Source organism: Pradoshia sp. Z3_51 (assembly GCF_058215915.1).
In genome coordinates this window covers 59,267-84,986 of sequence record NZ_JBZAJC010000013.1, presented here as the reverse complement: position 1 = coordinate 84,986, position 25,720 = coordinate 59,267, and the positions used below count along the sequence as shown (strand labels likewise).

22 protein-coding genes and 3 tRNA genes are annotated in these 25,720 nt (G+C 38.3%); 21 read left to right on the top strand and 4 right to left on the bottom strand.

All coding sequences use genetic code 11. The features are described 5' to 3' along the window. Positions 1-128 precede the first annotated feature (128 nt). The 3 genes from AC4BHA_RS17015 (at position 129) to AC4BHA_RS17005 (ending at position 359) form a co-directional block, all read left to right on the top strand. A tRNA-Gln gene (locus tag AC4BHA_RS17015) sits at positions 129-203 on the top strand. Between the two features lie 4 nt (positions 204-207). Beyond that, positions 208-280: transfer RNA gene (locus AC4BHA_RS17010), tRNA-Lys, on the top strand. 4 nt (positions 281-284) lie between these two features. Beyond that, a tRNA-Gly gene (locus tag AC4BHA_RS17005) sits at positions 285-359 on the top strand. Positions 360-1,074: 715 nt separating this feature from the next. Here AC4BHA_RS17005 and AC4BHA_RS17000 read toward each other — a convergent pair. Then, positions 1,075-1,239: an aspartyl-phosphate phosphatase Spo0E family protein gene (locus tag AC4BHA_RS17000; RefSeq protein WP_077247995.1), complete on the bottom strand. Its 165-nt coding sequence runs from the start codon at positions 1,237-1,239 to the stop codon at positions 1,075-1,077. Positions 1,240-1,393: 154 nt separating this feature from the next. Between AC4BHA_RS17000 and sigW the strand changes: the two genes are divergently transcribed. From sigW to AC4BHA_RS16915, 17 genes are all read left to right on the top strand, one after another. Next, positions 1,394-1,966 (top strand): RNA polymerase sigma factor SigW, encoded by a 573-nt coding sequence (gene sigW / locus AC4BHA_RS16995; RefSeq protein WP_375138423.1) that lies wholly within the window; start codon positions 1,394-1,396, stop codon positions 1,964-1,966. 15 nt (positions 1,967-1,981) lie between these two features. Further along, on the top strand, positions 1,982-2,581 hold the full coding sequence (locus tag AC4BHA_RS16990; protein WP_140462300.1) for an anti-sigma factor family protein: 600 nt from the start codon (positions 1,982-1,984) through the stop codon (positions 2,579-2,581). A 181-nt stretch (positions 2,582-2,762) separates the two neighbouring features. Then, the gene (gene cdaA, locus AC4BHA_RS16985; protein ID WP_066102658.1) at positions 2,763-3,587 is read left to right on the top strand and encodes a diadenylate cyclase CdaA; all 825 of its coding nucleotides are present in this window, start codon (positions 2,763-2,765) and stop codon (positions 3,585-3,587) included. Continuing rightward, complete coding sequence (locus AC4BHA_RS16980) at positions 3,580-4,830, top strand: CdaR family protein (RefSeq protein ID WP_066102655.1); 1,251 nt, start codon at positions 3,580-3,582, stop codon at positions 4,828-4,830. The genes cdaA and AC4BHA_RS16980 overlap by 8 nt, the downstream gene beginning before the upstream one ends. Positions 4,831-4,911: 81 nt before the next feature. Then, positions 4,912-6,258 carry a phosphoglucosamine mutase gene (glmM, locus tag AC4BHA_RS16975; RefSeq protein WP_066102649.1) on the top strand — a complete coding sequence of 449 codons (1,347 nt, stop codon included), beginning with the start codon at positions 4,912-4,914 and terminating at the stop codon, positions 6,256-6,258. A 423-nt stretch (positions 6,259-6,681) separates the two neighbouring features. Next, the gene (glmS, locus tag AC4BHA_RS16970) at positions 6,682-8,484 is read left to right on the top strand and encodes a glutamine--fructose-6-phosphate transaminase (isomerizing) (RefSeq protein ID WP_490553598.1); all 1,803 of its coding nucleotides are present in this window, start codon (positions 6,682-6,684) and stop codon (positions 8,482-8,484) included. Between the two features lie 476 nt (positions 8,485-8,960). Further along, on the top strand, positions 8,961-9,176 hold the full coding sequence (locus AC4BHA_RS16965; RefSeq protein ID WP_066102643.1) for a DUF378 domain-containing protein: 216 nt from the start codon (positions 8,961-8,963) through the stop codon (positions 9,174-9,176). A gap of 403 nt (positions 9,177-9,579) precedes the next feature. Continuing rightward, on the top strand, positions 9,580-10,560 hold the full coding sequence (locus AC4BHA_RS16960) for a LacI family DNA-binding transcriptional regulator (RefSeq protein WP_148631208.1): 981 nt from the start codon (positions 9,580-9,582) through the stop codon (positions 10,558-10,560). Continuing rightward, positions 10,557-11,456 (top strand): ribokinase, encoded by a 900-nt coding sequence (gene rbsK / locus AC4BHA_RS16955; protein WP_490558960.1) that lies wholly within the window; start codon positions 10,557-10,559, stop codon positions 11,454-11,456. The genes AC4BHA_RS16960 and rbsK overlap by 4 nt, the downstream gene beginning before the upstream one ends. Then, complete coding sequence (rbsD, locus tag AC4BHA_RS16950) at positions 11,434-11,823, top strand: D-ribose pyranase (RefSeq protein WP_066102633.1); 390 nt, start codon at positions 11,434-11,436, stop codon at positions 11,821-11,823. Before rbsK ends, rbsD begins: the two co-directional genes overlap by 23 nt. Before the next feature lie 21 nt (positions 11,824-11,844). Next, a complete protein-coding gene (locus tag AC4BHA_RS16945) occupies positions 11,845-13,332 on the top strand; it encodes a sugar ABC transporter ATP-binding protein (protein WP_139892853.1) in 1,488 nt (495 codons plus the stop codon). A gap of 1 nt (position 13,333) precedes the next feature. Beyond that, complete coding sequence (locus AC4BHA_RS16940; RefSeq protein ID WP_373925508.1) at positions 13,334-14,266, top strand: ABC transporter permease subunit; 933 nt, start codon at positions 13,334-13,336, stop codon at positions 14,264-14,266. A gap of 15 nt (positions 14,267-14,281) precedes the next feature. Then, a complete protein-coding gene (rbsB, locus tag AC4BHA_RS16935) occupies positions 14,282-15,199 on the top strand; it encodes a ribose ABC transporter substrate-binding protein RbsB (RefSeq protein WP_490558959.1) in 918 nt (305 codons plus the stop codon). A gap of 286 nt (positions 15,200-15,485) precedes the next feature. Further along, positions 15,486-17,075 (top strand): FAD-binding protein, encoded by a 1,590-nt coding sequence (locus AC4BHA_RS16930; RefSeq protein WP_490558961.1) that lies wholly within the window; start codon positions 15,486-15,488, stop codon positions 17,073-17,075. A gap of 269 nt (positions 17,076-17,344) precedes the next feature. Beyond that, a complete protein-coding gene (locus AC4BHA_RS16925) occupies positions 17,345-17,788 on the top strand; it encodes a YrvL family regulatory protein (RefSeq protein WP_148631214.1) in 444 nt (147 codons plus the stop codon). 83 nt (positions 17,789-17,871) lie between these two features. Further along, positions 17,872-18,516, top strand: coding sequence for a hypothetical protein (locus AC4BHA_RS16920; protein WP_066102615.1), 645 nt, complete (start codon positions 17,872-17,874; stop codon positions 18,514-18,516). Positions 18,517-18,651: 135 nt separating this feature from the next. Continuing rightward, the gene (locus AC4BHA_RS16915) at positions 18,652-19,275 is read left to right on the top strand and encodes a DUF305 domain-containing protein (protein WP_066102612.1); all 624 of its coding nucleotides are present in this window, start codon (positions 18,652-18,654) and stop codon (positions 19,273-19,275) included. A gap of 61 nt (positions 19,276-19,336) precedes the next feature. Here AC4BHA_RS16915 and gsiB read toward each other — a convergent pair whose 3' ends face one another. Beyond that, positions 19,337-19,702 carry a glucose starvation-inducible protein GsiB gene (gene gsiB, locus AC4BHA_RS16910; protein ID WP_066102606.1) on the bottom strand — a complete coding sequence of 122 codons (366 nt, stop codon included), beginning with the start codon at positions 19,700-19,702 and terminating at the stop codon, positions 19,337-19,339. A 403-nt stretch (positions 19,703-20,105) separates the two neighbouring features. On the opposite strand from gsiB, the gene AC4BHA_RS16905 reads away from it, so the two are divergent. Next, a complete protein-coding gene (locus AC4BHA_RS16905; RefSeq protein WP_490558958.1) occupies positions 20,106-21,830 on the top strand; it encodes an ABC transporter ATP-binding protein in 1,725 nt (574 codons plus the stop codon). A gap of 95 nt (positions 21,831-21,925) precedes the next feature. Here the strand turns inward: AC4BHA_RS16905 and AC4BHA_RS16900 are convergent, their stop codons facing one another. Next, a complete protein-coding gene (locus tag AC4BHA_RS16900; RefSeq protein ID WP_490558957.1) occupies positions 21,926-23,920 on the bottom strand; it encodes a M14 family zinc carboxypeptidase in 1,995 nt (664 codons plus the stop codon). Positions 23,921-24,365: 445 nt separating this feature from the next. Continuing rightward, the gene (locus AC4BHA_RS16895) at positions 24,366-25,628 is read right to left on the bottom strand and encodes a cation:dicarboxylate symporter family transporter (RefSeq protein ID WP_066102597.1); all 1,263 of its coding nucleotides are present in this window, start codon (positions 25,626-25,628) and stop codon (positions 24,366-24,368) included. Positions 25,629-25,720: the final 92 nt, after the last annotated feature.

Genomic DNA, 25,720 nt, shown 5'->3' with positions numbered 1-25,720 from the left:
GCGAAGTGGCTAAACGCGGCGGACTGTAAATCCGCTCCTTCGGGTTCGGCAGTTCGAATCTGCCCCCCTCCACCATTATTTTAATAAGCTTTGAGTAATGGACAAGATATTGTCCCTTTTTTTCTTTTTGGGCTATAGCCAAGCGGTAAGGCAACGGACTTTGACTCCGTCATTCGTAGGTTCGAATCCTGCTAGCCCAGCCATTTAGAGCCATTAGCTCAGTCGGTAGAGCATCTGACTTTTAATCAGAGGGTCGAAGGTTCGAGTCCTTCATGGCTCATTTTGCGGAAGTAGTTCAGTGGTAGAACATCACCTTGCCAAGGTGGGGGTCGCGGGTTCGAATCCCGTCTTCCGCTCCAAAATTTTATACGACTATTTTAAACCTTAAATGCATTGCATTTTAAGGTTTTTTTTATTATAAAAACCATTAAGCCCTGCGATAAGAAGAATTGGCACGCATCAAAAGCAAGAATTAAACTATTCAGCTACCGTTTTATTGGTACTAAAGAGGCTCTTTACTCTTGAGAAACGATTTGCGAGACTGAACTAAGCTAATAAGGTATGATAGAAGTTAAGTGTGTACTTTTAAAACCATTATATAAGCGATCTATAGATTAAAGAGTATTAGCATAAAGGTTCGGTGAATGACATTGCCTGATCGATAGGGGAAAAGGTGCTCTTTAAGTAATGCCAGTACGTTTGAAGAAGTTAATCTGGTTATGATATATATCAACAAATCCTGTCGATTATATATAGATGTTTTATAAAGAATCTACGGTTTGTTTGAGAGGTAGGTTAATTCAAGAATAAGGCATGGGGTCAAACGTAAAGAAAAACGACATTGAATGATAAATAGTGAAGGGCACAGGAGAAAATTTATATGACTGTCTCCTGGCTGTATACTTAGTACAGTAAAAGTTGACCCTTATCCGGAATGGATGAGGCAATGAATAGGGCCTATTCATTCTGGGTCTAAATATAATGAGTGAAACTAATACCAATTGGGATTTTGTTAGCCGTCAGTGGATACCAGAGATCATCATTCCACAAAGAAAAGCAGCAACCTTTTTAGGATTACTGCTTTACATATCTTGTGTGAGTTTGATAGAGATTGATTAATGAGTCCAGTTCAGTACTTGCTTTGATGACATCAGAGTCAAGCATTGAAGTTGAAGAGGCAAGTAGTATCATTCTTTGGCGGCATTGTTCAATATCCTTCATAAGTATATGTAGTTCCAAGTCTTCACTCCTATCTGCAAGAGGTTTTGTTACCTTTATTACCCATATTTATAAAGATTAAACAGTGTGTCAATGTAAAAAACAAAAATTATTTTTTATTGAAACTTTTCTCAAGGCCAGTGCGTATAAATGCTGAAGGCCGCCAATGCGGAGGATGGACAATTTGGAAGGACTTATTAAAGAAAGAATACAGGAAGTGCTGGGTGGTAAACAACAGGCATATGAAGACATCGTTCAGTTTTATAAAGACAGAGTATTTCAATTGTGCTATCGCATGCTGGGTGACCGCCATGAAGCAGAGGATGTGGCACAGGAAGCTTTTTTACGGGCATATATGAATATACACACTTTCCAGATGAACCGAAAGTTCTCCACCTGGTTATACCGGATTGCTACAAATTTATGTATAGACCGTATACGTAAAAAGAAGCCGGATTATTATCTCGATGCAGAAGTAGCAGGTACAGAGGGGCTTGATATGTATTCACAGATTCCATCGGATACAAAGTTACCTGAGGATGAACTGGAGAGTTTAGAGCTTAAAGAAAAAATGCAAAAGGAAATTCAGAATCTGCCTGAAAAATACCGCTCAGTTATTGTATTAAAATATGTGGATGAGTTATCTCTGAAAGAAATTAGTGAAATCCTTAATTTACCGGTAGGAACCGTGAAAACACGAATTCATAGGGGAAGAGATGCACTGAGAAAATCGATGCGATCTATATAAATGAGGTGGATTAAAATGAAACAATGCCCAGAAAACATCGCAGATTATATGCATGATTATCTCGACGATGACATTAATGAAGAACATTCCAATGTGCTTCTTTCGCATATAGCAGAATGTGATGAGTGTAAGAAAACCTTTCACGAGTTGAGTAAAACAGTTGCCTTTCTTCAAAGTAACCATATTACAGCACCTAGCGGATTTACCGCAAATGTAATGAGAAATCTACCTAAACAATCGAAAAGGCGAAGGTTTGAAAAATGGCTGCAGCGCAATCCAGTGTTAATTGCCGCTTCGCTCTTTATTCTATTGATGGGCAGTAGCTTATTTTCCTATTGGGGAGAGGATGAACAGTTCTCATTCTCTAAAGACCCTAACTTGGTCGTCGAAGGACAAACTGTGATTGTTCCGGAAGGAAAGACGGTCAAAGGGGACCTTGTTGTCAAAAATGGAGATATAAAAGTTGAGGGCAAAGTCAATGGGAACGTAACGGTTATTAATGGAGATAACTATTTAGCAGGAGCTGGTGAAGTGACTGGAAATATAGAAGAGATTGATCAACTGTTTGAATGGATTTGGTTTCATACTAAGGATATAGCATCAAGAGTTTTTTAATCTATAGATAGAAATAGACCTATTTAAGGCAATCCACCGCGGATGGCCTTTTTCTTTTTCTATCAATGAATTTGGGACTGAATTCTTAGAGTTTGTGGAACAGTATGTTATAATAGTGGGGTTATACAACATAGCGGTATATACACCGTTCATGGGAAAGGACATGACTGGAGGAAATGACATGCCGTTTCTAAACAACTTTTCTTTATTAGATTATATTATAAACATAACCGACATCTTTCTCGTTTGGTTTGTTTTTTATAAATTATTGCAAATTATTAAAGGGACAAAAGCCGTACAGCTATTACGTGGAATCCTTTTAATTGTGATTGGACGCTTTGCGAGTGAAATCCTTGGCTTAAATACAATGAGCTATTTAATGGAAAATGTAATGACTTGGGGAGTTTTAGCCATCATTATTATCTTTCAGCCTGAATTACGACGAGCGCTCGAACAGTTGGGGAGAGGCCGTTTATTTTCCAGGACAAATTTTCAGGAAGAGAATGTGCAGGAGCAAACAATTGAAGCTATTATTAAATCGACAACCTATATGGCCAAGCGCCGGATTGGTGCCCTTCTTTCAATTGAAAGAGAGACGGGTCTTAATGATTATATTGAGACAGGTATACGTCTCGATTCCAGAGTGTCATCTGAGTTATTAATTAATATTTTTATACCGAATACACCACTGCACGATGGAGCGGTAATTCTGCAAAATGGCACAGTTGCTGCAGCAGCATGTTATCTTCCTTTATCTGAAAGCCCATTTGTTTCAAAGGAACTGGGAACAAGGCACAGGGCGGCGCTGGGAATAAGTGAAGTTACCGACAGCTTGACAATCGTTGTTTCGGAAGAGACAGGGAATATTTCTTTAACGAAAAACGGAGAGCTTTATCGGAATCTTTCGTTAGATGAACTGCAAAATATGCTTGAAAATGAATTGTCCATAAATAATAAAACGACCTCTTCGAATCTTTGGAATTGGAGGTCGAGAAAAGATGGATAAACTTATTTCTAGCAGTTGGTTTATGAAAATTGGGGCTTTTCTGATTGCACTATTCCTGTTTTTCTCTGTCAATAGTAACCCAATCAATAATTCCAGTAATCCTTATAATACACCTTCAAGCACAGAAACAGCCACGATTAAAAACGTGCCTGTTGAGGTTTATTATGATACCGATAATTTAATTGTCAGCGGGATACCCGAAACTCTGGATATTACGATTGAGGGACCTAAGAGTATAGTTATAACTGCTAAATCTACAATGGACTTTGAGATTTATGTAGACTTATCCGATCCTAAAATTGGTTCTCAAAAGGTACCAATCAAGGTAAAGAATTTATCGGATAAAATTAACTATACACTGACACAGGCCAATGCAACAGCAGTGGTAGAGGAGAAGGTAACAGAGAACTTCAAAGTCGAGGCTGAATTTGATAAAACACTATTAGCAGAAGGATATTCATCAGACCCGCCATATCTAAGTCCAACAGAAGTGGAAATAACGGGTGCCAAGAGCCATGTCGATAAGGTTTCTGTTGTAAAAGCAACTGTTAAAACGGACTCACATGTAACGAATGATATTCTAACTGAAGCAACAGTACAGGCATTTGATAGCAATATGAACTTGTTAGATGTGAATATTGAACCTAGTACAGTTGATATCTCGATAAATGTAAACAGTCCTTCAAAAGAGGTCAGCCTATCTGCTAAAGCTACAGGAGCACCGCCTGAAGGAGTTAAAATTGAAAGTATTAAAATTGATTCGGAGACAGCTACCATCTATGGAGGAGAATCCATTCTTAAAGATATAAAGGAGATAACGGTACCTGTTGATGTCAGCAATATTGATGAGGATACTGTAATTGAAATTCCAGTCAGCTTGCCTGATGGAGTGGTTGGATCTTCTATAGATACGGTTAAAGTGACAATTAAGATAAAGAAGGAAAATACTCAAACAATCTCGAATATACCTATTGAAATAAAGGGACTAGACAATGAGAAATATGAGGCGGAAATTCTTAATCCTTCAAAAGGGATGGTGGACCTGGCCATTGAAGGCGAGGCATCTAAGATTAAATCCCTGAAATCCAGTGATTTTGATATATTTATCGAGGTAAAAGAGTTAAATGTAGGAAACCATACAGTACCCTTAAAGGTGAATGCACCAGATGAGGTACATTGGGAACTGCCTAACAATAGTAAGACAATTACAGTGGAAATCTCAGAAAAAAGTTCAGATGGATAACAACCTACACTCTTTCATAAGACAGTTAGGTATATATAGGCAATAAAATATGAAGTGTATTAGTAGAAGGAGAGATTTTTAATGGGTAAATATTTCGGTACAGATGGTGTGAGGGGTGTAGCAAATAGCGAACTGACACCGGAGCTTGCTTTTAAGCTAGGCCGATTTGGAGGATATGTGTTAACAAAACATAATGAAAACCGTCCAAAAGTAATCATTGGCCGTGATACAAGAATATCCGGCTTCATGCTGGAAAGTGCCCTTGTAGCAGGTCTGCTCTCAATTGGAGCGGAGGTCATGCGCTTGGGAATCGTTTCAACACCTGGAGTTGCTTATTTAACAAAAGCATTAGGCGCAGAAGCAGGTGTAATGATTTCTGCCTCCCATAACCCTGTAGCGGATAATGGTATTAAATTCTTCGGATCTGATGGGTTTAAGCTTTCAGATGATCAGGAAGAAGAGATTGAAGCATTATTAGATATGGAAGAAGATCAACTCCCAAGACCAATCGGAGAAAACATTGGTAGAATCAATGATTACCTCGAAGGTGGGCAAAAATATATTCAATACTTAAAACAAACGGCGGACGAGGATTTCACAAATATCCATGTAGCCCTCGATTGTGCACACGGAGCTACTTCTTCTTTAGCAACACACTTGTTTGCTGATTTAGATGCTGATGTTTCGACTATGGGTGCTTCACCAAATGGTCTTAATATTAATGAAGGAGTCGGATCCACGCATCCAGATAAGCTGGCTGAATTTGTTCTCGAAAAGGGAGCGGATGTTGGTCTGGCTTTTGATGGAGATGGAGATCGATTAATAGCTGTCGATGAGAAAGGTAAAATCGTTGATGGAGATCAAATTATGTTCATTTGTGCAAAATACATGAAAGAACATAACCGCCTTAAGCATAATACAGTTGTTTCAACAGTTATGAGTAATATGGGATTTTATAAAGAATTAGATGTAAACCAAATCTTAAGTGCGCAGACAGCTGTTGGAGATCGGTATGTTGTAGAAGAAATGAAAAAAGGTGGATATAATCTTGGCGGAGAGCAATCAGGGCATATTATTTTCCTTGATTACAATACAACAGGAGACGGATTGCTGACAGGTGTACAGCTCATTAATATTATGAAGCTGACAGGTAAGCCACTTTCAGAACTTGCAGGCGAAATGAAAGTTTATCCACAAAAACTTGTTAATATCCGTGTAACAGATAAGCATCATGTAACGGATAATGATAAAGTGAAGGCAATTATTGATCAAGTGGAAGAGGAAATGAGCGGAAACGGGAGAATTCTTGTTAGACCGTCCGGAACTGAACCACTCGTTCGTGTAATGGCTGAGGCACCTACACAGGAACAATGCGATCAATACGTTGAGAGAATTGCCGATGTTGTAAGGGCAGAGATGGGCTTATAATAATAATCAATAACAATTAATGCATAAGGGGAACAGTTCTTCCTCTTATGCATATTTTATATATGTATAGCTGAATTATGAGATTTAAATGTATATTTTTGTAAATGTTGACGGAATGAGAGCAAATAGTGTATGCTGAAAATTGAGTTCAAAATAGAAGAGGAGGGAAGATGTTATTTAGTTATTAAAGCGCCAGGACTGGAGTAACCCAGTTGACGAGGTGGAGGTTATCGATCTTTCGGCGGATGCCTTCCGGTTGCATGCACAACTGACCCTCTTTTTACTAAATCAGTTTGGTGACAAATTGGACAGAATAAAAAGAGATGCATATATCAACTAAAAATTATTCAGAGATAAGGGGGCAAGTGTGCCCCCCTGGGCATTCTTGTTCCCTTCATCTTTTTTATAGGAGGATAAACAAGTATGTGTGGAATCGTAGGATATATTGGACATCAAGATGCTAAAGAAATTTTACTAAAAGGCTTAGAAAAGCTTGAATATAGAGGATATGATTCAGCTGGTATTGCTGTTATGAATGAGAACGGTGTACATGTGTTCAAAGAAAAAGGAAGAATAGCTGATTTACGTGAAAGCGTAGATTCATCTGTACAATCTTCTAAAGGAATTGGACACACTCGCTGGGCAACTCATGGAGTACCAAGCATAAGAAATGCTCACCCTCACCAAAGTTCGAATGGACGTTTTACGATCGTTCATAACGGTGTAATTGAGAACTATGAATTATTAAAGAGGGAGTACCTTCAAGATACTGATTTAGTGAGTGATACGGATACTGAGGTAATCGTTCAGCTTATCAGCAAATTTGTTGAAGAAGGACTTAACGTAGAAGTAGCTTTTGCAAAGGCTCTGGGTCTATTGCATGGTTCATATGCAATTGGCTTACTGGATGCACAAGATGAAGAAATCATTTATGTAGCTAAAAATAAAAGCCCATTATTAGTAGGTGTAGGTGCTGATTTCAATGTAATCGCTAGTGATGCGATGGCTATGCTGCAAGTAACAGACCAGTTTGTTGAACTTATGGATAAAGAAATTGTTCTTGTTACAAAAGATCAAATCACCATTAAACAATTGGACGGTACAGTAGTTACTCGTGAGCCTTACACAGCACAGCTGGATGCAAGCGATATTGAAAAAGGAACGTATCCGCACTACATGCTAAAAGAAATTGATGAGCAGCCTTTAGTAACTCGTAAAATCATTCAAGCTTATCAGAATGAAGCGGGTGAGCTAAAAATAGACGACGCAATTATTAATGCGATAAATGAAGCGGATCGTCTGTACATTGTTGCTTGTGGAACAAGCTATCATGCTGGCCTTGTTGGAAAACAAATGTTTGAAAAAATGGCGAAAGTACCGGTAGAAGTTCATGTAGCTTCCGAATTTGGCTACAATATGCCTTTACTATCAGAAAAACCATTGTTCATTTTCATTTCCCAAAGCGGAGAAACAGCAGATAGCCGTGCCGTACTTGTGCAAGTAAAAGAGATGGGCTACAAAGCCTTAACGATTACTAATGTACCTGGGTCAACATTGTCTCGTGAAGCTGACTTTACGTTGTTATTACATGCTGGTCCTGAAATTGCGGTTGCATCTACTAAAGCATACACAGCACAAATGGCTGTATTAACAATCCTGGCGGCTGTTGTGGCGAAAGAAAAAAATCAATTAGCAGATTTTGATGTAGTAAAAGAATTGGGAATCGTTGCGAACGCAATGGAGGCTCTATGTGATGACAAAGATAAATTCGAAATGATTGCACGCGAATATCTTGCTGTTACACGTAATTGTTTCTTTATTGGACGTTCTGTCGATTATTTCGTTGGCCTTGAGGGTGCGTTGAAGCTAAAAGAAATTTCCTATATTCAAGCGGAAGGCTTTGCCGGCGGTGAACTAAAACACGGTACAATTGCCTTAATTGAAGAAGGAACACCTGTTATTGCTTTGGCAACACAGGAAGCTGTAAACTTAAGCATCCGTGGTAACGTAAAAGAAGTGGTTGCACGTGGCGCTAACCCTTGCATCATTTCCATGAAGGGACTTGATCAAGAAGGAGACGCATACGTACTTCCAGAAGTTAACCCAATGTTAACACCTCTTATCTCTGTAATACCATTACAACTAATTGCTTACTATGCATCCCTTCACCGTGGCTGTGATGTGGATAAACCTCGTAATCTAGCAAAATCGGTTACGGTTGAGTAAGGAATCAATATAGTATAAACTCAATACCCAGCTACTCTTCGTTTGAAGGGAGCTGGGTTTTTTGAATTTGATAGAGGAAATTTTAGATGTACAATTAGTAAACTCATCCTTACTAGGTTATTTCTAAAGGTTAAGACTAAATGGGCTGTACACAAGAGCAAGTATATCTGGCTTCCCAGTACAGCCTATTTGTATATTCATACTCCCTAATTTACGAAAAATATAGAGGAGAATACAAATATAAGTTTGATAGACTAATGAGTCTGCACATTTTACATATTACTAAGCCGGTAATGATTTAATTTTGTTGAAGAGTTAGTAACTGTTTTCTCAAACAAATCACTCTTATAACGGAATACTATCCTTTAATAAAATTATACAAAAATTATATTTTTTCTATATATTTTGGTTTAAGTATCCGTGATTACGTGAATATAGTAAATGATTACAAAAAACTTACAAAGGGGAAATGAAAATTGAGTATTCTACAGAAAATAGCACTTGTATTAACGATCATTGGAGCTATAAATTGGGGGCTGATAGGTTTGTTTCAATTTGATCTTGTAGCAACTTTATTTGGAGGACAGGATGCCATTCTTTCTCGAATCGTCTATGCGTTAGTAGGTATTGCTGGTTTAACTAATATTGGGTTGCTCTTTGCTCCATCAAAGGAATCACGTATTGCGGCTTAATGATAATTTTAATCTCCCCCCTCTGTAAAGAGGGGGGTGTTTATGGGAAGATAGATGAGCTGACCAAAGATGAGGTCCTTTTCCTTGGACCTCTATTTGCCTAATGGGTGAACCTCAGGTGAGCTAATGAATTTTTATAGAGAAGAACGTAAGCGGTATATACATATTCTTGTTTAAGTTAGAAAATGGATAAAAAGTTCAAAATTGAGTAAGACACAGATAGCCCCGTGTAGTATCTTTTTATAGCTTCCCTCTTCATCCTCCTTTTAGCATAAATTTAAAAAGGTCGGCATATCGACCAAATTCATAAATGAAAATGATTGACAACATTCTGTAAAATCATGTAATGTATTATGTAACCGGTTACATATGGTACCGGTACCATATTTTGTTTGGAGATAAAATGGCTACTATAAAAGATGTTGCAAAGTATGCAGGAGTTTCTGTAGCGACTGTATCGAGATATTTAAATCAAGGCTACATAAGCGAAAAGGCACGTATGCAAGTAGAGGATGCAATTAAAGAATTAGGATATCTGCCCAGTATAATTGCTAGATCCTTGAATACAAAGCAGACAAATGCAATTGGGCTCATCATACCAGATATAACAAACCCTTTCTTTCCAGAGCTGGCAAGAGCAGTGGAAGACGCAGCATATGAAAATGGCTACACGGTTATTCTCTGCAATACAGATGAGCAGGCGGAGAAAGAACGCCAATACATTGAAACACTAACGAGAAAGTATATAGCAGGTATTATTTTGGCAACAAACGAGTTGGATAAGGAATATTACAAAAGCCTTAATGTCCCATTAGTGGCGCTTGATCGGTCAATTGGCGAAGGTTTTCCTACAGTAATGACCCAGAATATAGAAGGGGCGAAACTCGGATCTGAATTTTTGCTTAGGCAGCAAATCAATCATCTTGTTTGTTTACGCGGCCCAGATGGACTGAAGCCGGCTGATGATCGATTGAAAGGATTTTTACAAGCTACTGAAACCAGCCAGATTAAAACTACTATACTTGAGTGTCCATTTGATTTTAATGAGGCTGAGCAGATTGTTTTTAAATTATTGAAGGAGGACTCATCGATTGATGCAATTTTTGCCTGCAGTGATGTTTCGGCAATAGGAGCATTAAAAGCAGCCCATTCTCTCAAAATAACAGTGCCCGATCAATTGCAAATTCTCGGATTTGATGGGATTATGCTTGGACAGATGACGACACCTGGGTTATCGACAGTAGCACAAAATATTTATGAGCTTGGTTCTAAAGCAACTAAATTACTGATTAAACAAATTGATGGAGAATTACTCGAACAAATGACTGAATTTGTAGCTCCGCAATTAACCATAAGAGATTCAACAAAGGGGGCAATTCAATGATTACCATAATAGGAAGTATAAATATGGACTTAGTTTGCCAATCAGGGCTATTTCCTCAGCAGGGTGAAACAGTACTGGGAGAGCGGTTTGAAACAATTCCTGGTGGAAAAGGAGCTAATCAAGCAGTTGCTGCAGCCCGCTTAGGCAGCCAGGTTGCGATGATCGGTGCAGTGGGTAACGATAGCTTTGGTGACATGCTGATTGATAACCTTGAAAAAGAAAAAATTGATACAAATGGTGTAAGCAAGGTATCTGAAAGCACTGGTATAGCTAATATCATTGTGCATAATCAGGATAACCGCATTATTGTTGTGCCAGGTGCGAATTTTAAAGTAGATAAGACCTTGATAGACAAACACCGCAGGACAATTGAACGGTCAAAACTGGTCATCATGCAGCTTGAAATTCCGGTGGAAACAGTAGAATACACTTTGGATTTATGTTCCGAATTAAAGGTTCCCGTAATTGTAAATCCTGCTCCAGCCCAAAATTTCCGAGTGGAATGGATGGATAAGATTACGTTTTTAACACCTAATGAAACAGAATGCAATGTAATATGGGGTCTTTCAGCAGAACAAGCAGTTAGAGAGTACCCAAATAAATTAATAGTGACCTTGGGAGATAAAGGAGCTATGTATAGTGATGGTAATGAGATTATCCATGTAGAAGGATACAGAACGACCCCGGTTGATACGACGGGTGCAGGCGACACATTTAATGGCGCTTTTGCTCATGCCTATGTAAACGGAAAATCTCTTAATGATGCAACTCATTTTGCCAATATTGCAGCTTCGTTATCGGTTGAAGGATTTGGCGCTCAAGGCGGAATGCCTGGAATAGATGCGGTTGAGGCAAGGTTAAGGGGGAAGCTTGATGAAGAAAAAGGGAATCATTAATCGTGAATTAGCCGGTATTTTTGCCAAGCTTGGCCATACAGATCAGATTGTGATTGCTGATTGCGGACTTCCAATTCCAGATGGAACTGTATGTATCGACTTAGCCTATAAGCTCGGAGAACCAGGATTCATTCCTGTTTTGGAAGAGGTTTTAAAAGATTTGGAAGTAGAGCAGGTCTTTATAGCAGAGGAAATGAAGGAAACAAATCCTGATATAAACCACTACGTTCATGAATGCTTCAATGATATACAGAAGGTAACGCATGAGCAATTTAAAATACAAACAAAGGCAGCTAAAGTAATCATTCGTACCGGTGAAGCTTCGCCATATGCAAATATTATTTTACAGAGTGGCGTTATTTTTTAACAGAGGGTGGGTGAACGGCAAATGATTCAGATGTCCGGTATTTCAAAAGCATTCAGTGGTAATGTCGTACTCAGGGATGTCCAATTTGAATTGCTTAACGGAGAAATTCATGCGCTTATGGGAGAGAATGGAGCAGGAAAATCTACACTGATGAAAATCATGTCAGGTATTTATACGAAGGACAGCGGAGAGGTAAGAGTCGACGGTCAATTGATGGATTTTAAGTCGGCGAAGGATTCTGAGAACCAGGGTATCCATGTGATTCATCAGGAGTTAAATATTTTACCTGACCTTACCGTGGCCGAAAATCTATTTCTCGGCAAGGAACTAGAGTATGGACTTGGAGTTTTGAAACGTAAAGAAATGGAACAGGAAACAAAAAGGCTATTGAAAAAGCTAGGCCTGGATGTTCATCCACGGACCAGAGCGGGAGACTTATCGGTCGGGAAGCAACAAATTATTGAGATTGCAAAAGCGATTGCTTCTGAAGCCAAATATATTGTTATGGATGAACCTACTGCTGCCTTGACAGACCGTGAAATCCAAACCCTGTTTAAAACAGTTAGAGAGCTGAAAAGCAAGGGGATTTCATTCGTCTATATTTCCCACCGTATGGAAGAGATATTTGCAATTTGTGATCGGATTACGGTATTGCGTGATGGAGAATATGTAGGAGTGAAGGAAATCTCGGAGACAACATTCGATGAAATCGTTGCTATGATGGTTGGACGTCAGTTAGGAGAACGATTCCCTTCCAGAAATGCCAAGATAGGCAACAAGAAGCTGGAGGTGAAGGGTTTAAGTGCGGATAATGCCTTTCAGGATGTGTCATTTACCTTGCATCAAGGGGAGGTATTGGCACTCTCAGGATTGATGGGGGCTGGTAGAACTGAAATAGCAGAAGCTCTATTTGGACATAGGAAATCTACCCAGGGGGAGATTTTTATTGATGGTCAGAAGGTCCAAATTAAAACTCCCATAGAAGCTATGAAGCTTGGAATTGGTTTGGTGACAGAGGATCGAAAATCAAAGGGATTAATATTAGATTTCTCAATTAAAGAGAATATTATGTTGGCAAATTTAGAAAAGGGCTCTAAAGCTAGCGTTATACAGCCAGGCAAGGAGAATGAGTTTGTTCAAAATTACATAAATCAGTTACGAATACGCTCCTCTGGTGCAGAACAAATCGTTAAGTCTCTATCAGGCGGTAATCAACAAAAGGTTGTTATTGCCAAGTGGCTCGGCACTCAACCAAAAATTCTGATTCTGGATGAACCGACACGAGGGGTTGATATTGGCGCTAAGAAGGAAATCTATCACATTATCAATCAATTAGCCGAGGCTGGGGTAGCTATTTTAATGATTTCTTCAGAACTACCGGAAGTCATAGGTATGGCGGATAGAGTGCTAGTGATGCAGGAAGGTAAATTGACAGGGGTAGTAGAGAAGAAAGATATGACACAAGAAAGAATCATGCATTTTGCGACAGGGGGAGAGAAGATTGTCTAAAGTGAACTACAAAAAGTGGCTTTCCAAGCTAGGTCCGCTATTTGGTCTATTGTTATTAATTGTGGTAATTACAATCATGAATCCGAGTTTCTTGACGGTCTCAAATATTTTAAACGTTTTACGACAAGTTACAATTAGCGGGCTGATTGCATTTGGGATGACATTTGTGGTCTTGACTGGGGGAATTGACCTTTCTGTCGGCTCTACATTGGCATTGACCGGTGCAGTGGCAGCAAGCCTTCTTGCCAGTGGTACAGATCCAATCATAGCAATGGGTGCTGCTCTAATACTTGGGTTAATCCTGGGTGCAATTAATGGAGTGATCATTACAAAAGGAAAAGTTGCTCCATTTATTGCTACTTTAGCAACAATGACTATTTATCGCGGATTAACGCTTGTTTATACGGAAGGAAAGCCAGTTTCGGGGCTGGGTGACTCTCTTACTTTCCAAATGTTTGGTAAAGGATATTTATTAGGAATTCCTGTTCCTGTTGTTACAACAATTTTGGCCTTCATTATATTATATTTCATTCTCCATAAGACAACTTTTGGCCGCCGAGTTTATGCTGTAGGTGGAAATGAAGACGCTTCCAAGCTATCTGGAATCAATACGGATCGAGTGAAAATTTGGGTTTACGCAATTACAGGTCTTTTAGCCTCTGTCTCAGCATTAATTTTAACATCACGTCTGAATTCAGCTCAGCCGACTGCTGGAGAATCCTATGAGTTGGATGCGATTGCCGCAGTTGTTTTAGGGGGTACTTCGCTAACTGGAGGACGTGGTTGGATATTCGGTACATTAGTAGGTGTATTGATAATCGGAGTACTGAATAATGGAATGAATTTAATTGGGGTTTCATCATTCTTCCAACAGGTTGTGAAGGGTGCAGTTATATTAATGGCAGTTCTTTTAGATCGCAAAAAACAAGCATAAAAGGGAGTGTATTAAATGAAAAAGTATTCATTAATTCTGTTGGCAGCAATGTTATCTGTTGTGTTGGCAGCCTGTTCAATGGAATCAGGAAGCAAATCAGAATCCAAGTCATCCAAGGAAAAAGGAGATATGGTTATCGGGTTCTCAGTATCTACATTAAACAATCCGTTCTTCGTGTCACTAAGCGAAGCTGCTGAAGAAAAAGCGGATAGCCTTGATGCAAAGATAACAGTAGTAGATGCTCAAGATGATGCTTCTAAGCAAGCGTCTGACGTAGAGGATTTAATTCAGCAAAAAGTTGATATGATCATGATTAATCCTGTAGATTCTTCTGCGGTTTCTTCAGCGGTTGAATCAGCTAATAGCGCTGGGATTCCAGTTATTACAGTAGACAGATCATCAGAGGGTGGAGAAGTTATATCTCATATAGCATCCGATAATAAGGCAGGCGGTAAATTAGCAGGCGAATATTTACTTACTTTAGTAGAAAAAGGTGCTCAGGTTGCTGTATTAGAAGGGATAGCTGGTTCATCAGCTGCTATTGACCGTGGAGAAGGATTTAATGAAGCAGTAAAAGAATCAGTAGAGATTAAAGCTAGCCAAACTGCTAATTTTGATAGATCAGAAGGATTAACAGTTATGGAAAACATTCTTCAGGCTAATCCAGATATTGAAGCAGTATTCGCACAAAATGATGAGATGGCTCTTGGAGCTCTAGAAGCAATTGAAGGAATCGGTAAAGATATTATCGTTATTGGCTTTGATGCGACAGATGATGCATTGAAAAAGGTTGAATCCGGTGAGATGGCTGCTACCGTTGCTCAACAGCCAGGTTTAATTGGTGAAAAAGCAGTTGAGGCTGCCGTAAATCATTTAGACGGCAAAGAAATCGATAAAGCTATACCTGTAGAGCTTAAGCTTATAAAAAAATAATAGATTTCTGTATATTTGTTAACTGAAAGAATAGATTTAGAGTGTCTTTACAATGGACAGTTGTCGATAGAGTCGGCAGCTGTTTTTTTGTGTGCATATTAATAAAATGGGAACTCTTTTACCCTTCAAAATCATTTGCCAGTAGATAGAAGAAAGACGTACTTTTATTGCTGTATCTTTCATATAAATATAAAACTTGGACAATATGGAGGAATGCAAATGAACTGGGATGAAGAATATGACGTTATAGTAGTAGGCAGTGGTGCGGGAGGATTGGTAGCAGCTAATTACATCTGCGTATGGCGGTCTTCGCACAGCTATTATTGAAAAAGGATCTGTATGGGGTGGTTCATCGGCTTTATCTGGCGGAGGTTTGTGGATTCCAAATAATCATGTTTCGAAAAATGCTGGCTTACAGGACAGTGAAGAAGAAGCTCTTACTTATATGCAAGAAATAATAGAGGACACAGGGCCAGCATCTACGTATGAGCGAAAAGAGGCCTATGTGAAAAATGGTCACAGGATGGTAAAGTTTTTAGAGGATTTAGGGATGAAGTGGGTAGCGGGCTCATTGTATCCAGATTATTATCCTGAAAGACCTGGTGGTAAAATAGGTCGCTCCATTGAGGCGGAAATTGTTGATGCTAGGCTTTTAGCAGAGAACGAAGAGACCTTGCGAACGGGTGAGCTTGAGGCTCCGATGCCCATCTATTCCGGCAAAGTAGCCTCTTTACCAAAAGCCTTTACAAATGCAAAAGATTTTAACACGGTTGTCGGTATGTTCCTGAATGGATTTAAGCATAAGATCAAAGGTGAACATGCTATATCGATTGGAGGCGGATTGGTCAGCCGTTTACTCATAATTGCAAAGAAATATCAAGTCCCACTGATGTTATCTACACCCTTAAAGGATTTAATCATGGAGGAAGATAAAATTGTAGGGGCCGAGGCAGAAAAAGAGGGGAAACCATATTTTATCAAGTGTCGGTCAGTGATTTTGGCGGGTGGAGGATTTGAACGAAATCTGGAGCTGCGCAAAAAATATCATTATGTAGGAACAGACTGGACAGCTGCAAGTCCGGATAACACAGGAGATATGCTGTTAATCGCAGAAAAGCATAACTTAGATACTGCTTTATTGGATGATGCCTGGTGGGGACCTACAGCGATTGACGCAAGCGGTGCCCGAAAATTCCTTGTGCATGAACGTTCAATGCCACATTGTATAATAGTGGATCAAATGGGAGAACGTTATTTTAACGAGTCACAATCTTATACAGATGCTGGCCATGCGATTCTTGAAAGGCAAGAAAAGAATGGGAAAGCGATTCACTCATGGCTTATTATGGAGAGCAGACATCGAAATAAGTATTTGTTTGGTAACATGCTCCCAAGAAGAACTCCTAAAAGTGCAATTGAAAGCGGATTCTTAATTAAAGCGAATTCCATTGAAGAATTGGCGGAGAAATGCAAAATTAACATAGAGGGGTTAAAAAATACGGCTAACAGGTTTAATGATTTTTCAAAAAAAGGGTTGGATGAAGATTTTGGGCGTGGAAACTCAGTTTATGATAATTATTACGGCGATCCTACTTATAAAAATCCTAACCTGGGTGCTATTGAAAAACCGCCATTCTATGCCTGTAAAATTTATCCTGGTGATTTAGGGACAAAAGGCGGAATTGTAGCTAATGAACATGGGCAAGCTCTTCGCAATGGATTACCGATAGAAGGGTTATATGCAACTGGAAATTGTTCAGCATCCGTTATGGGACGTGTATATGCTGGTCCAGGTGCCACATTAGGACCATCAACGGTATTTGGCTATATATCCGCTAACCATATTAAAGAGAAACTACTAGTATCAGCTGAATAAGCCTTAGAGCTCGATATTTCACCAACGCACTCTGTATTAAGTATTAAAATCAACTCCGGTTTGAAAGTCTTCCTCTACTTGATAAAGGAAGACTTTTTGAGTTCGCTAAAATTCTTTCTTATTATTAGTTAAAATGATTTTTTCTATTAAATCAGCAATCATACATGCTTGTTTTTTTCCAAGATTTATATAAAGACGGTGCCTCCCTAACAAGATGAAGCTTATAATAGACTCAGGACATATTGTACTTGAAAGTAGGAATGTAATTCATGAGTTCGAATGAAGATAAACCTTTTCGGGAGATGGGGATAAAAGAAAAGATTACAACTGTGGTGATTATCTGCCTAATTGTACTCATTCCTTTGTCGTTTGTGTTGGGTGTTACTTACTTTAGTTTTGCGGGCTTTTTTAGATTGTTTGGGGGAGAGTATGACTCTCGATTTACACTCTTCCTATTTGTTGTGTTTCTCTTTTTGCTTGGTTTGGTGTTGGATTTGTTTTCAATGGTGCTTGTTAAATTATCAAAACTCTATATATCTGGGACCTACCAATTATTCGCTGTGAAGTTTCTGTTTAACTGTATCTTTAGTTGGCTGACTATTTATACAGTAGACGAATTTATGGATCGCATTACAGTTCCTTTTATAGTGGAAATAATCGTGGTTATTTTTATGTTCTTCCTTGAAGAGGCTTTAGAGCAGAAGGAAACTTGAAAGACTATTAATATTTAAATACATATAATTGGTAAAAAATTTTATTATTAATCTGCTTAATTTTTAATTGGGAGGAGATTGTGATGGAAGAGGTTAATAGTAACGAGGTTTCAGGATATAAAGAAAAGCGAATTCGTTATTCCATTTTCAGTACAAATAAAGATTCACGTAGCCTGGCCATTATGTTTCCTGGGTTGGGATATACGGTTCATGGACCTCTTTTTCATTTTGCCACAGGGTTATATTTAAACAAAGGGATAGATGTATTGCAATTAGAGTACCCATATGGAGATTCTTTTTATGAGGATTTCACCTACAAACAGCTAGTTGAAGCGGTTATCTATGATTCCGGAGCAATGATTGATCATGCTCTGAAGGATAGAGAGTATGAAAATTTCTACCTGATTGGAAAATCACTTGGTACGATCGCGATGAGCAATGAGCTGAAAAAATCTCAATTCAAGGATGCAAAAGCTGTTTGGCTGACACCTTTACTAAAAAGAGATGATGTATGGAGTGCTATGAAAGACAGTTCTGTCAAAGGATTATGCTTTATTGGCGACCATGATCATCAATATATAGAGGATAGATTCAAACAATTGGATTATCATCCAAGTATGAAAACAAGGCTCTACCCAAAGGTGTACCACGGCATGGATTATGAAGGAGATATACTTAAGTCGATAGATGTATTAAAGGATATCATAGGTGAGATTGATCAATTTTAATTTCCATATAGGATGGAAAGTTTAAAAGCTTCATGCTGGGAGAGAAAGAATTTAAATCGTTTATGTGAATGAAATGCATAGGGACTATACCTTTTTTACATAATAAGAAAAATAAACAACTTAGGAGGATTCTTTATGAGAAAAAGAAGTATAGCAGTACTATTGGCATTCCTATGTATGTTCAGTTCACAGGTTCAGGCGGAAATTGGTCCTAAGGAAAAGGACTATTATGATAATTATCGAAGTATTTTGCAGGTTATGAAGGAAAGTATGTCTGAGGCTCCTAAAACAGGGGATCCATCGCTCGATTTTTTGTATGAAATGATTCCGCATCATGAAGCAGCTGTTTCTATGGCAGAAAATTTATTAAAATATGACGGTGCCAATAATCAGCTGAAAAGACTGGCAGATACGATAATTAAGGAACAGTTAAATGGTATAAGACAAATGGAGGAACTGAAAAATAAGCTAAAAAATAATCCTCAAGTGAATAAGCAGGCAGAAGCTGCTTATCTACAGACCTATAATAACATTTATAGCTCAATGATCACTCAATTGGAGGCTGCGAAACCAACGGGAAATGTTAATAGAGACTTCCTGACTGAAATGATTCCACATCATGAGGCTGCTATTGAAATGGGCAAAAATATATTAAGGTATACTCAAAATCCTGAATTAAGGACAATCGTACAAAAGATGATTGTTACACAACAAAGGCAAGTTGCAGAAATGAATAATTTATTAAAAACTATTCGATAAGCATAAAGAAGGTGACGTGAGAGTAAACCACGTCACCTTCTTGCTTTTTTTAGCATTCATATTAATCGTTATTGCGTGCTTCTCCGCCTTTTTTGCCGATCTCGCGGTAGAACTCTTTATCATGGTTATCGGAAGTAGCTTCTCCGCCCTTTTTACCGATTTCTTGGTAAAACTCTTTATCATGATTATCAGAAGTGGATTCTCCACCTTTTTGTCCAATTTCTTGGTAGAATTCTTTATCATGATTTTCGGAAGTAGCCTCTCCGCCTTTTTGTCCAATTTCTTGGTAGAATTCTTTATCATGGTTTTTCGAAGTAGCTTCTCCGCCTTTTTTGCCAATTTCTTGGTAGAATTCTTTGTCTTGCTTTTTAGATGTAGCTTTTCCGCCTTTGCGTCCTGCTTCTTCTCTAGACATTTTGTCTGCCATAATAAATCGCTCCTTTGGGTTTATTTTAATTGTTTTGTTGTATACTCTGTATATTTCCAACGTGAGTATAGTAAAAACGCTAAATTGAGTCTTTAATTCAAATGTAACGTGTTTGTAAATAGTTGAAAAAAAGAATCCTTTTTGAGGAAATTGAAATGTATTAGTAAGTCTGTAAGCCTAATAGAATCAACAATTCGGTTCATAAATTTCTATGTTTATACCAATATGCTTTGAACTATTTTATTAATTTAAAAGTGTATTTAAAAGATTGAGAGTTATAGGATATTCGAATTGTATTGAAGAATAAGTAAATCTATTCCTTTTTAAAACAGAATTCGCATTTATATTTGAGAGATATTGATATAATGGATGAGTTGAGACTAGAAAAGAGAGGAATAAAAGGATGCTGGGGAAATTTTTTTCATATTATAAACCGCATAAGCGGCTATTTTTGATTGACTTTACTAGTGCCATTATAGTTGCGTTGCTGGAGTTGGCTTTTCCGATGGCAGTCCAATGGTTTGTTGATGAATTGCTGCCGACAGGAAATTGGAGCATGGTCGTGACGGTCAGCATTTTATTATTAGCTGTTTATTTACTGAGTACATTCCTGCAATTTATTGTGAACTATTTGGGGCATAAGCTGGGAATAAATATTGAAACAGACATGCGACAGGAGCTCTTTAATCACGTTCAGCGGCAATCATTTCGATTTTTTGACAACACAAAAACCGGCCACATAATGAGCCGAGTGACAAATGATTTATTTGATATTGGTGAATTTGCCCACCATGGACCTGAGGATCTTTTCATCGCAATTATGACATTCTTCGGTGCCTTTGCCATCATGTTTAATATTAATCCTACTTTAGCGATCGTGGCGGTTATTCTAATTCCATTTTTAATATGGCTGGTGACATTCAGCAATATGAAAATGAACGCAGCATGGAAGAATATGTACGGAAGTATTGCTGATGTAAATGCTCGGGTGGAAGACAGTGTAGCAGGTGTGCGCGTTGTTCAATCGTTTACTAATGAAGCGTTTGAAATGGATCGCTTTGAATTGAATAACAGGTTATTCTGTTCTGCCAAGCTTGTTGCATACAAGGTGATGTCGTGGACACATTCTTCTATTTATATGATAACAAGGATGCTGACATTGTTGGTTCTTGTAGTAGGAGCCTGGCTCAGCTTTAATGGAACATTATCTTATGGAGAGTTGATAAGCTTCGTATTATATACGAATGTATTAATTAAGCCTGTTGATAAAATCAGTGCACTGCTTGAGCTATATCCAAAAGGAATGGCAGGCTTCAAGCGTTTTCGCGAGCTTATTGAACAGGAGCCAGATATACAAAATAAAGAAAATGCCATCTCAGTAAGTGGTTTGAAGGGGGATATTTCCTTCAGTCATGTTGATTTCAGCTATGATGAATCCAAACCAGTCTTACACGATGTCAATCTTGATTTAAAGGCAGGAGAAACAACTGCATTTGTTGGTCCATCCGGTGCCGGAAAAACCACGATATGCTCACTTATCCCACGTTTTTATGACGTGGATGCAGGGTCTATTAAAATAGATGGAATGGACATTCGCGATATGACAACTGAGTCACTCCGTAAACATATTGGAATTGTACAGCAGGATGTTTTTTTATTCACAGGAACCATTCGCGAGAATATTGCTTATGGGAAACTGGATGCCTCATTTGAGGAAATTGTAGAAGCGGCCCGAAAAGCTCATTTGGAAAAGATGATTGAACAGCTGCCGGATGGATACTATACGCAGATTGGCGAGCGGGGGTTGAAGTTATCTGGAGGGCAGAAACAGAGGCTTGCAATTGCACGTATGTTTTTAAAAAATCCGCCAATCCTTATTTTAGATGAGGCTACATCTGCCTTAGATACGGAAACGGAAAGAATCATTCAGCAATCGTTAAATGAATTGGCAGCGAACCGTACTACGTTAGTAATCGCACATCGCCTGGCAACCATTCGTAATGCCGACCGTCTGATTGTTGTAACTGAGGATGGGATAGCTGAAGATGGGTCATATGAAGAATTGCTGAATCAAAATGGGATATTTGCAAACCTGCATAGAATTCAATTTGGGAAAGAGACTGTTTGATAAAACATTAAAAAAACAGGTAGAAGATGAACGGCGTCTCCAATTGTTTAACAATCGGGAGCTTTGTTCAGACAGCTACCTGTTTTTTTGTATTATTAGTTGTTTACAATCTGCCTTGGAGTGCCACCATTGTGCGGTGAGTTTGGTTTAGAGTTCGGTTGGGCAGGCTTCTGTTGGTCAAATGATGATCTGTTCTTTTCGTTGTTTAATTGATTAGCTTTTTGTTTTTCTCTCACTTGTTGTTTGGCTTTTTCATTCTCTTTGGCTTGCTGCTCTTTTAACTCTTTTGCAGCCTTCTCTTTTTCTTGTTCCATTCTTTTTTGATCTTCAGCTTTTTTGGCAGCTTCTTCTGCCTTGGTGAGAGCGTCTGTTACTTCTTTCTGTAATTCAGCTATTTTAACTTTAAAGTTATTTTCCCATTTCATATAAGTTGGGTACTTACTTAGATTCTTTTTCTTTAAATCTATGGATTTTTTCTCAAGTGCAGGCAGCTTGTTTAAGTTCTTTTGGGCGTCCGTAAACTTATTTTCCTTCACTTGTCCTTCTATTAAAACGAGTAAGTTATAGCGTTCCACATCATATTTAGTGTCTTCAGCCGTACGTTTTGCTGGTGTAACATATTTCTGTGTAAACAGAGTACGAGCACCTTTGCCATAAAGCGGGGTCACTTTTTTCTGCATTTGCGTAATAGTTTGGTTTAATTTTTTATGTGAATCAGGTAATTTTGAGCTTACTATACCATCATTTATCATTTTGACTACTGCTTTGTCAGCAGTTTGAAGAGTGGATCCATATTTGACCGCATTCATAAAGGTCAATGAACGTGATGTATATGTTTTCATGGCGGTGATATCTGCCTTAATTGATTTCGTATGCTTGCTTGGCAGTTTATTTACTTTAGATTGCAGGGCTTTAATATCCTTTGTCACTGTATTATAGAGCTTCTGGTGAGCGTCTGTTATTTTTAGGTTAGAGGTACTCTTAATGTCAGTATAATAGTATTTTTCGAGTTTCTTAGCCGTTTTTAATTTAGCAGCGGAGTCTTTTTTCAATGTGGCTGCCGACTTTTTATCCCGTGCGTCTTTTAGCTTTATGCTCTCCTGTGCAACGTATAGGCCTACTCCCTGATTTTCTTTCCAAATCTGAGAAAACTGTGACACGGGTAGGTTTGTTTCACCTGCAGGTTTCCCAATCTCAGGTGTAAAGCTAGGCCTTTTTTTAGTACTGATAAACCAATCCGAAAATCCACCGCCTGAAGGGTTTTTGCCTGGATATACCAATGAGTAGCCTGTCATTTTGCCAATCTTCTTAGCGTATACATGATCTCTATTATAATTGGTTTTACTTTGTTTATAATTCCAATACAGAATACGGCCGCTGCTATGATAGGCAACAGTCATTTCTGGATTAATTTGATTAACAAATTTTACAACAGCCTTTACTTCCTTCGCTGATTCAGGTGCTTTCCCTTTATAGTTCTTGTAGCTTGGAGATTTCGGAGAGTTTTTGATTTTACCCCAATCTGCCTTATATTGTCTATTTAAATCAATCCCTTTGGCATTTGCCTTCCATCGTTTAAAGTTTTTGCTTCCATTATTCATTTTGATAATTGCTTTATGAGTGCTCTTAGGAAATGCCTTTAAACCTTGTTGCTGAAGAGTTACTCCATCAGGATTCACCATTGGAACAAACCAAATAGTGGAGGAATTAAGAAGACTTTTTGCGTTGTATCCGCTGATTTTTATATTGCCCTTATAGGCCGCTGCATATTTTTCAATCATGTACATATTTAAGCTGGTCGTCAGCCATTCACGAGCATGATGGGAACCATTGATAAAAACATTGGTACTTCCCTTTCCAAGACCTACAGCATATATTTTTCTGCCGTATTCAGATGCACCAATTGTCTTTACTTGTACCAAATCCGGGTAAGCTTTCTTTAAGGTTGTAATGTCTTTCCCCATTTGTGTGTATGTATACGTCTTATTCGGATTGACAATCGTTTTCGAAGCAGCTTTCGTTTCCCCGGGTAGCTGAATCAAAAGTGAGAGTACTAGCATCATGACAATTAACTGACTTATTCTTTTCAAATATCCCCAACCCTTTCTAGTTTTGTAATCATTAACCATCTATAAGTATATTATATTTACTTAGTTAGCAGAACTTTAAGATATAGGATTGTCGAAAATTTGTGTTATTTTGGAGGGATACCTAGAGTTTGTTGTCTAGCTACCAAATTTTATAGGTCAATATCACTGTTAGAAAGAATAAGACAATGGATACAGTAAATTCCTATTCATTTTTATATAGAGAGGTATAGAGACATTGTTGGGGGGATTTTTTATCCAGTAGATTTATAAACAAGAAGTTTTGCTTCCGCCATTTGCAGGGTAGATATACTCTCATTTATAGTGAATCTTTGGAGGTGCGGATTTGGCTATTCTGTCTATACCAATTTTAACAGCAGTTTCAGTTTATGAACTCCAAAAAACAGCCTGGACGTTTAATCAGTCCAGGCTGTTTCAACTTATTCTATTAAATTGCTTCTTGCTGTGATTCAGCAGGAGGGGAGAATGCTTTTTCTGATTTGGAGATTACCACTGATGCAAGAGCATTACCCAGTACGTTTACAACCGTTCTACCCATATCAAGGATACGGTCAATACCAGCGATGAACGCTAAACCTTCAACTGGAATACCTACAGTACCTAGGGTAGCTAATAAGACAACGAAGGAGACTCCGGGTACGCCTGCTATACCTTTAGAGGTAATCATTAACACAAGCATTAGAGTTACTTGCTCCATTATGGATAAATCAATATTGTACATTTGTGCAATAAACAGTGCTGCTAAGGCTTGATAAAGAGTAGAACCATCCAGGTTAAAGGAATAACCTGTTGGAATAACAAAGGTAGCAATATGCTTTGGACAGCCCTCTTGTTCCATCTTATCCATGATTCTAGGTAAAACGGCTTCAGAGCTTGCTGTAGAGAAAGCAAGGATTAGTTCGGCTTTTAACACCTTAAACAATCTGAAAATACTGTAGCCGACTGCCTTGGCAATTAATCCTAAAATAATGATCACAAAGAAAATCATCGTTCCATAGACCGTTATAACTAACTTACCTAAGGGGATAAGAGATTCCAATCCAAATTTAGAAATTGTAACACCAATTAATCCAAATACACCAATCGGTGCAAATTTCATAATGAGGTTAGTTATATAAAACATAATCTGGGCCACGCCATCAAAGAAGTTATAAACAGGCTTTGCTTTATCACCTACAGCAGCAACACCAAGTCCAAAAAGGACAGAGAAGAAGATAATAGCAAGCATATCTGTTGTAACAAATGCTTCAAATGGGTTGGCTGGGACAATATGAACGATCATATCAATAATAGATTGATCTTCCTTAGCTTCAGCAGACCCAACATAGCTGGATATATCCGTTTGCTCCAAATTTTCCATGTTTACGCCTTTTCCGGGCTGGAAAATATTTGCGGATACTAGTCCGACAACAATGGCTACCATAGTTACACATACAAAGTAAAGTAACGATTTACCACCAAGTTTCCCGACTGCTTTTATGTCTCCAACGCCAGCTATAGCAACAATAATACTTGAGATAATGATAGGTACGACAATCATTTTAATTAAATTGAGGAAAATATCTCCAAGCGGCTGTAGGTACGTTTGTGCAGTTGTGTTCTCATAAAAAATTGCACCAACAATAATTCCTAATACTAAGCCGATTAAAATCTGAGTAGCTAATGAAAATTTAAGTTTAGATGTTTTCATATAGTTAGCTCCCTTCTTTGGATGTTTTTTAGGATAAAAGCGTTTCGTGTTGAAATTCTTACTTCCTATCTATCATAAAGAGGAATATTAAA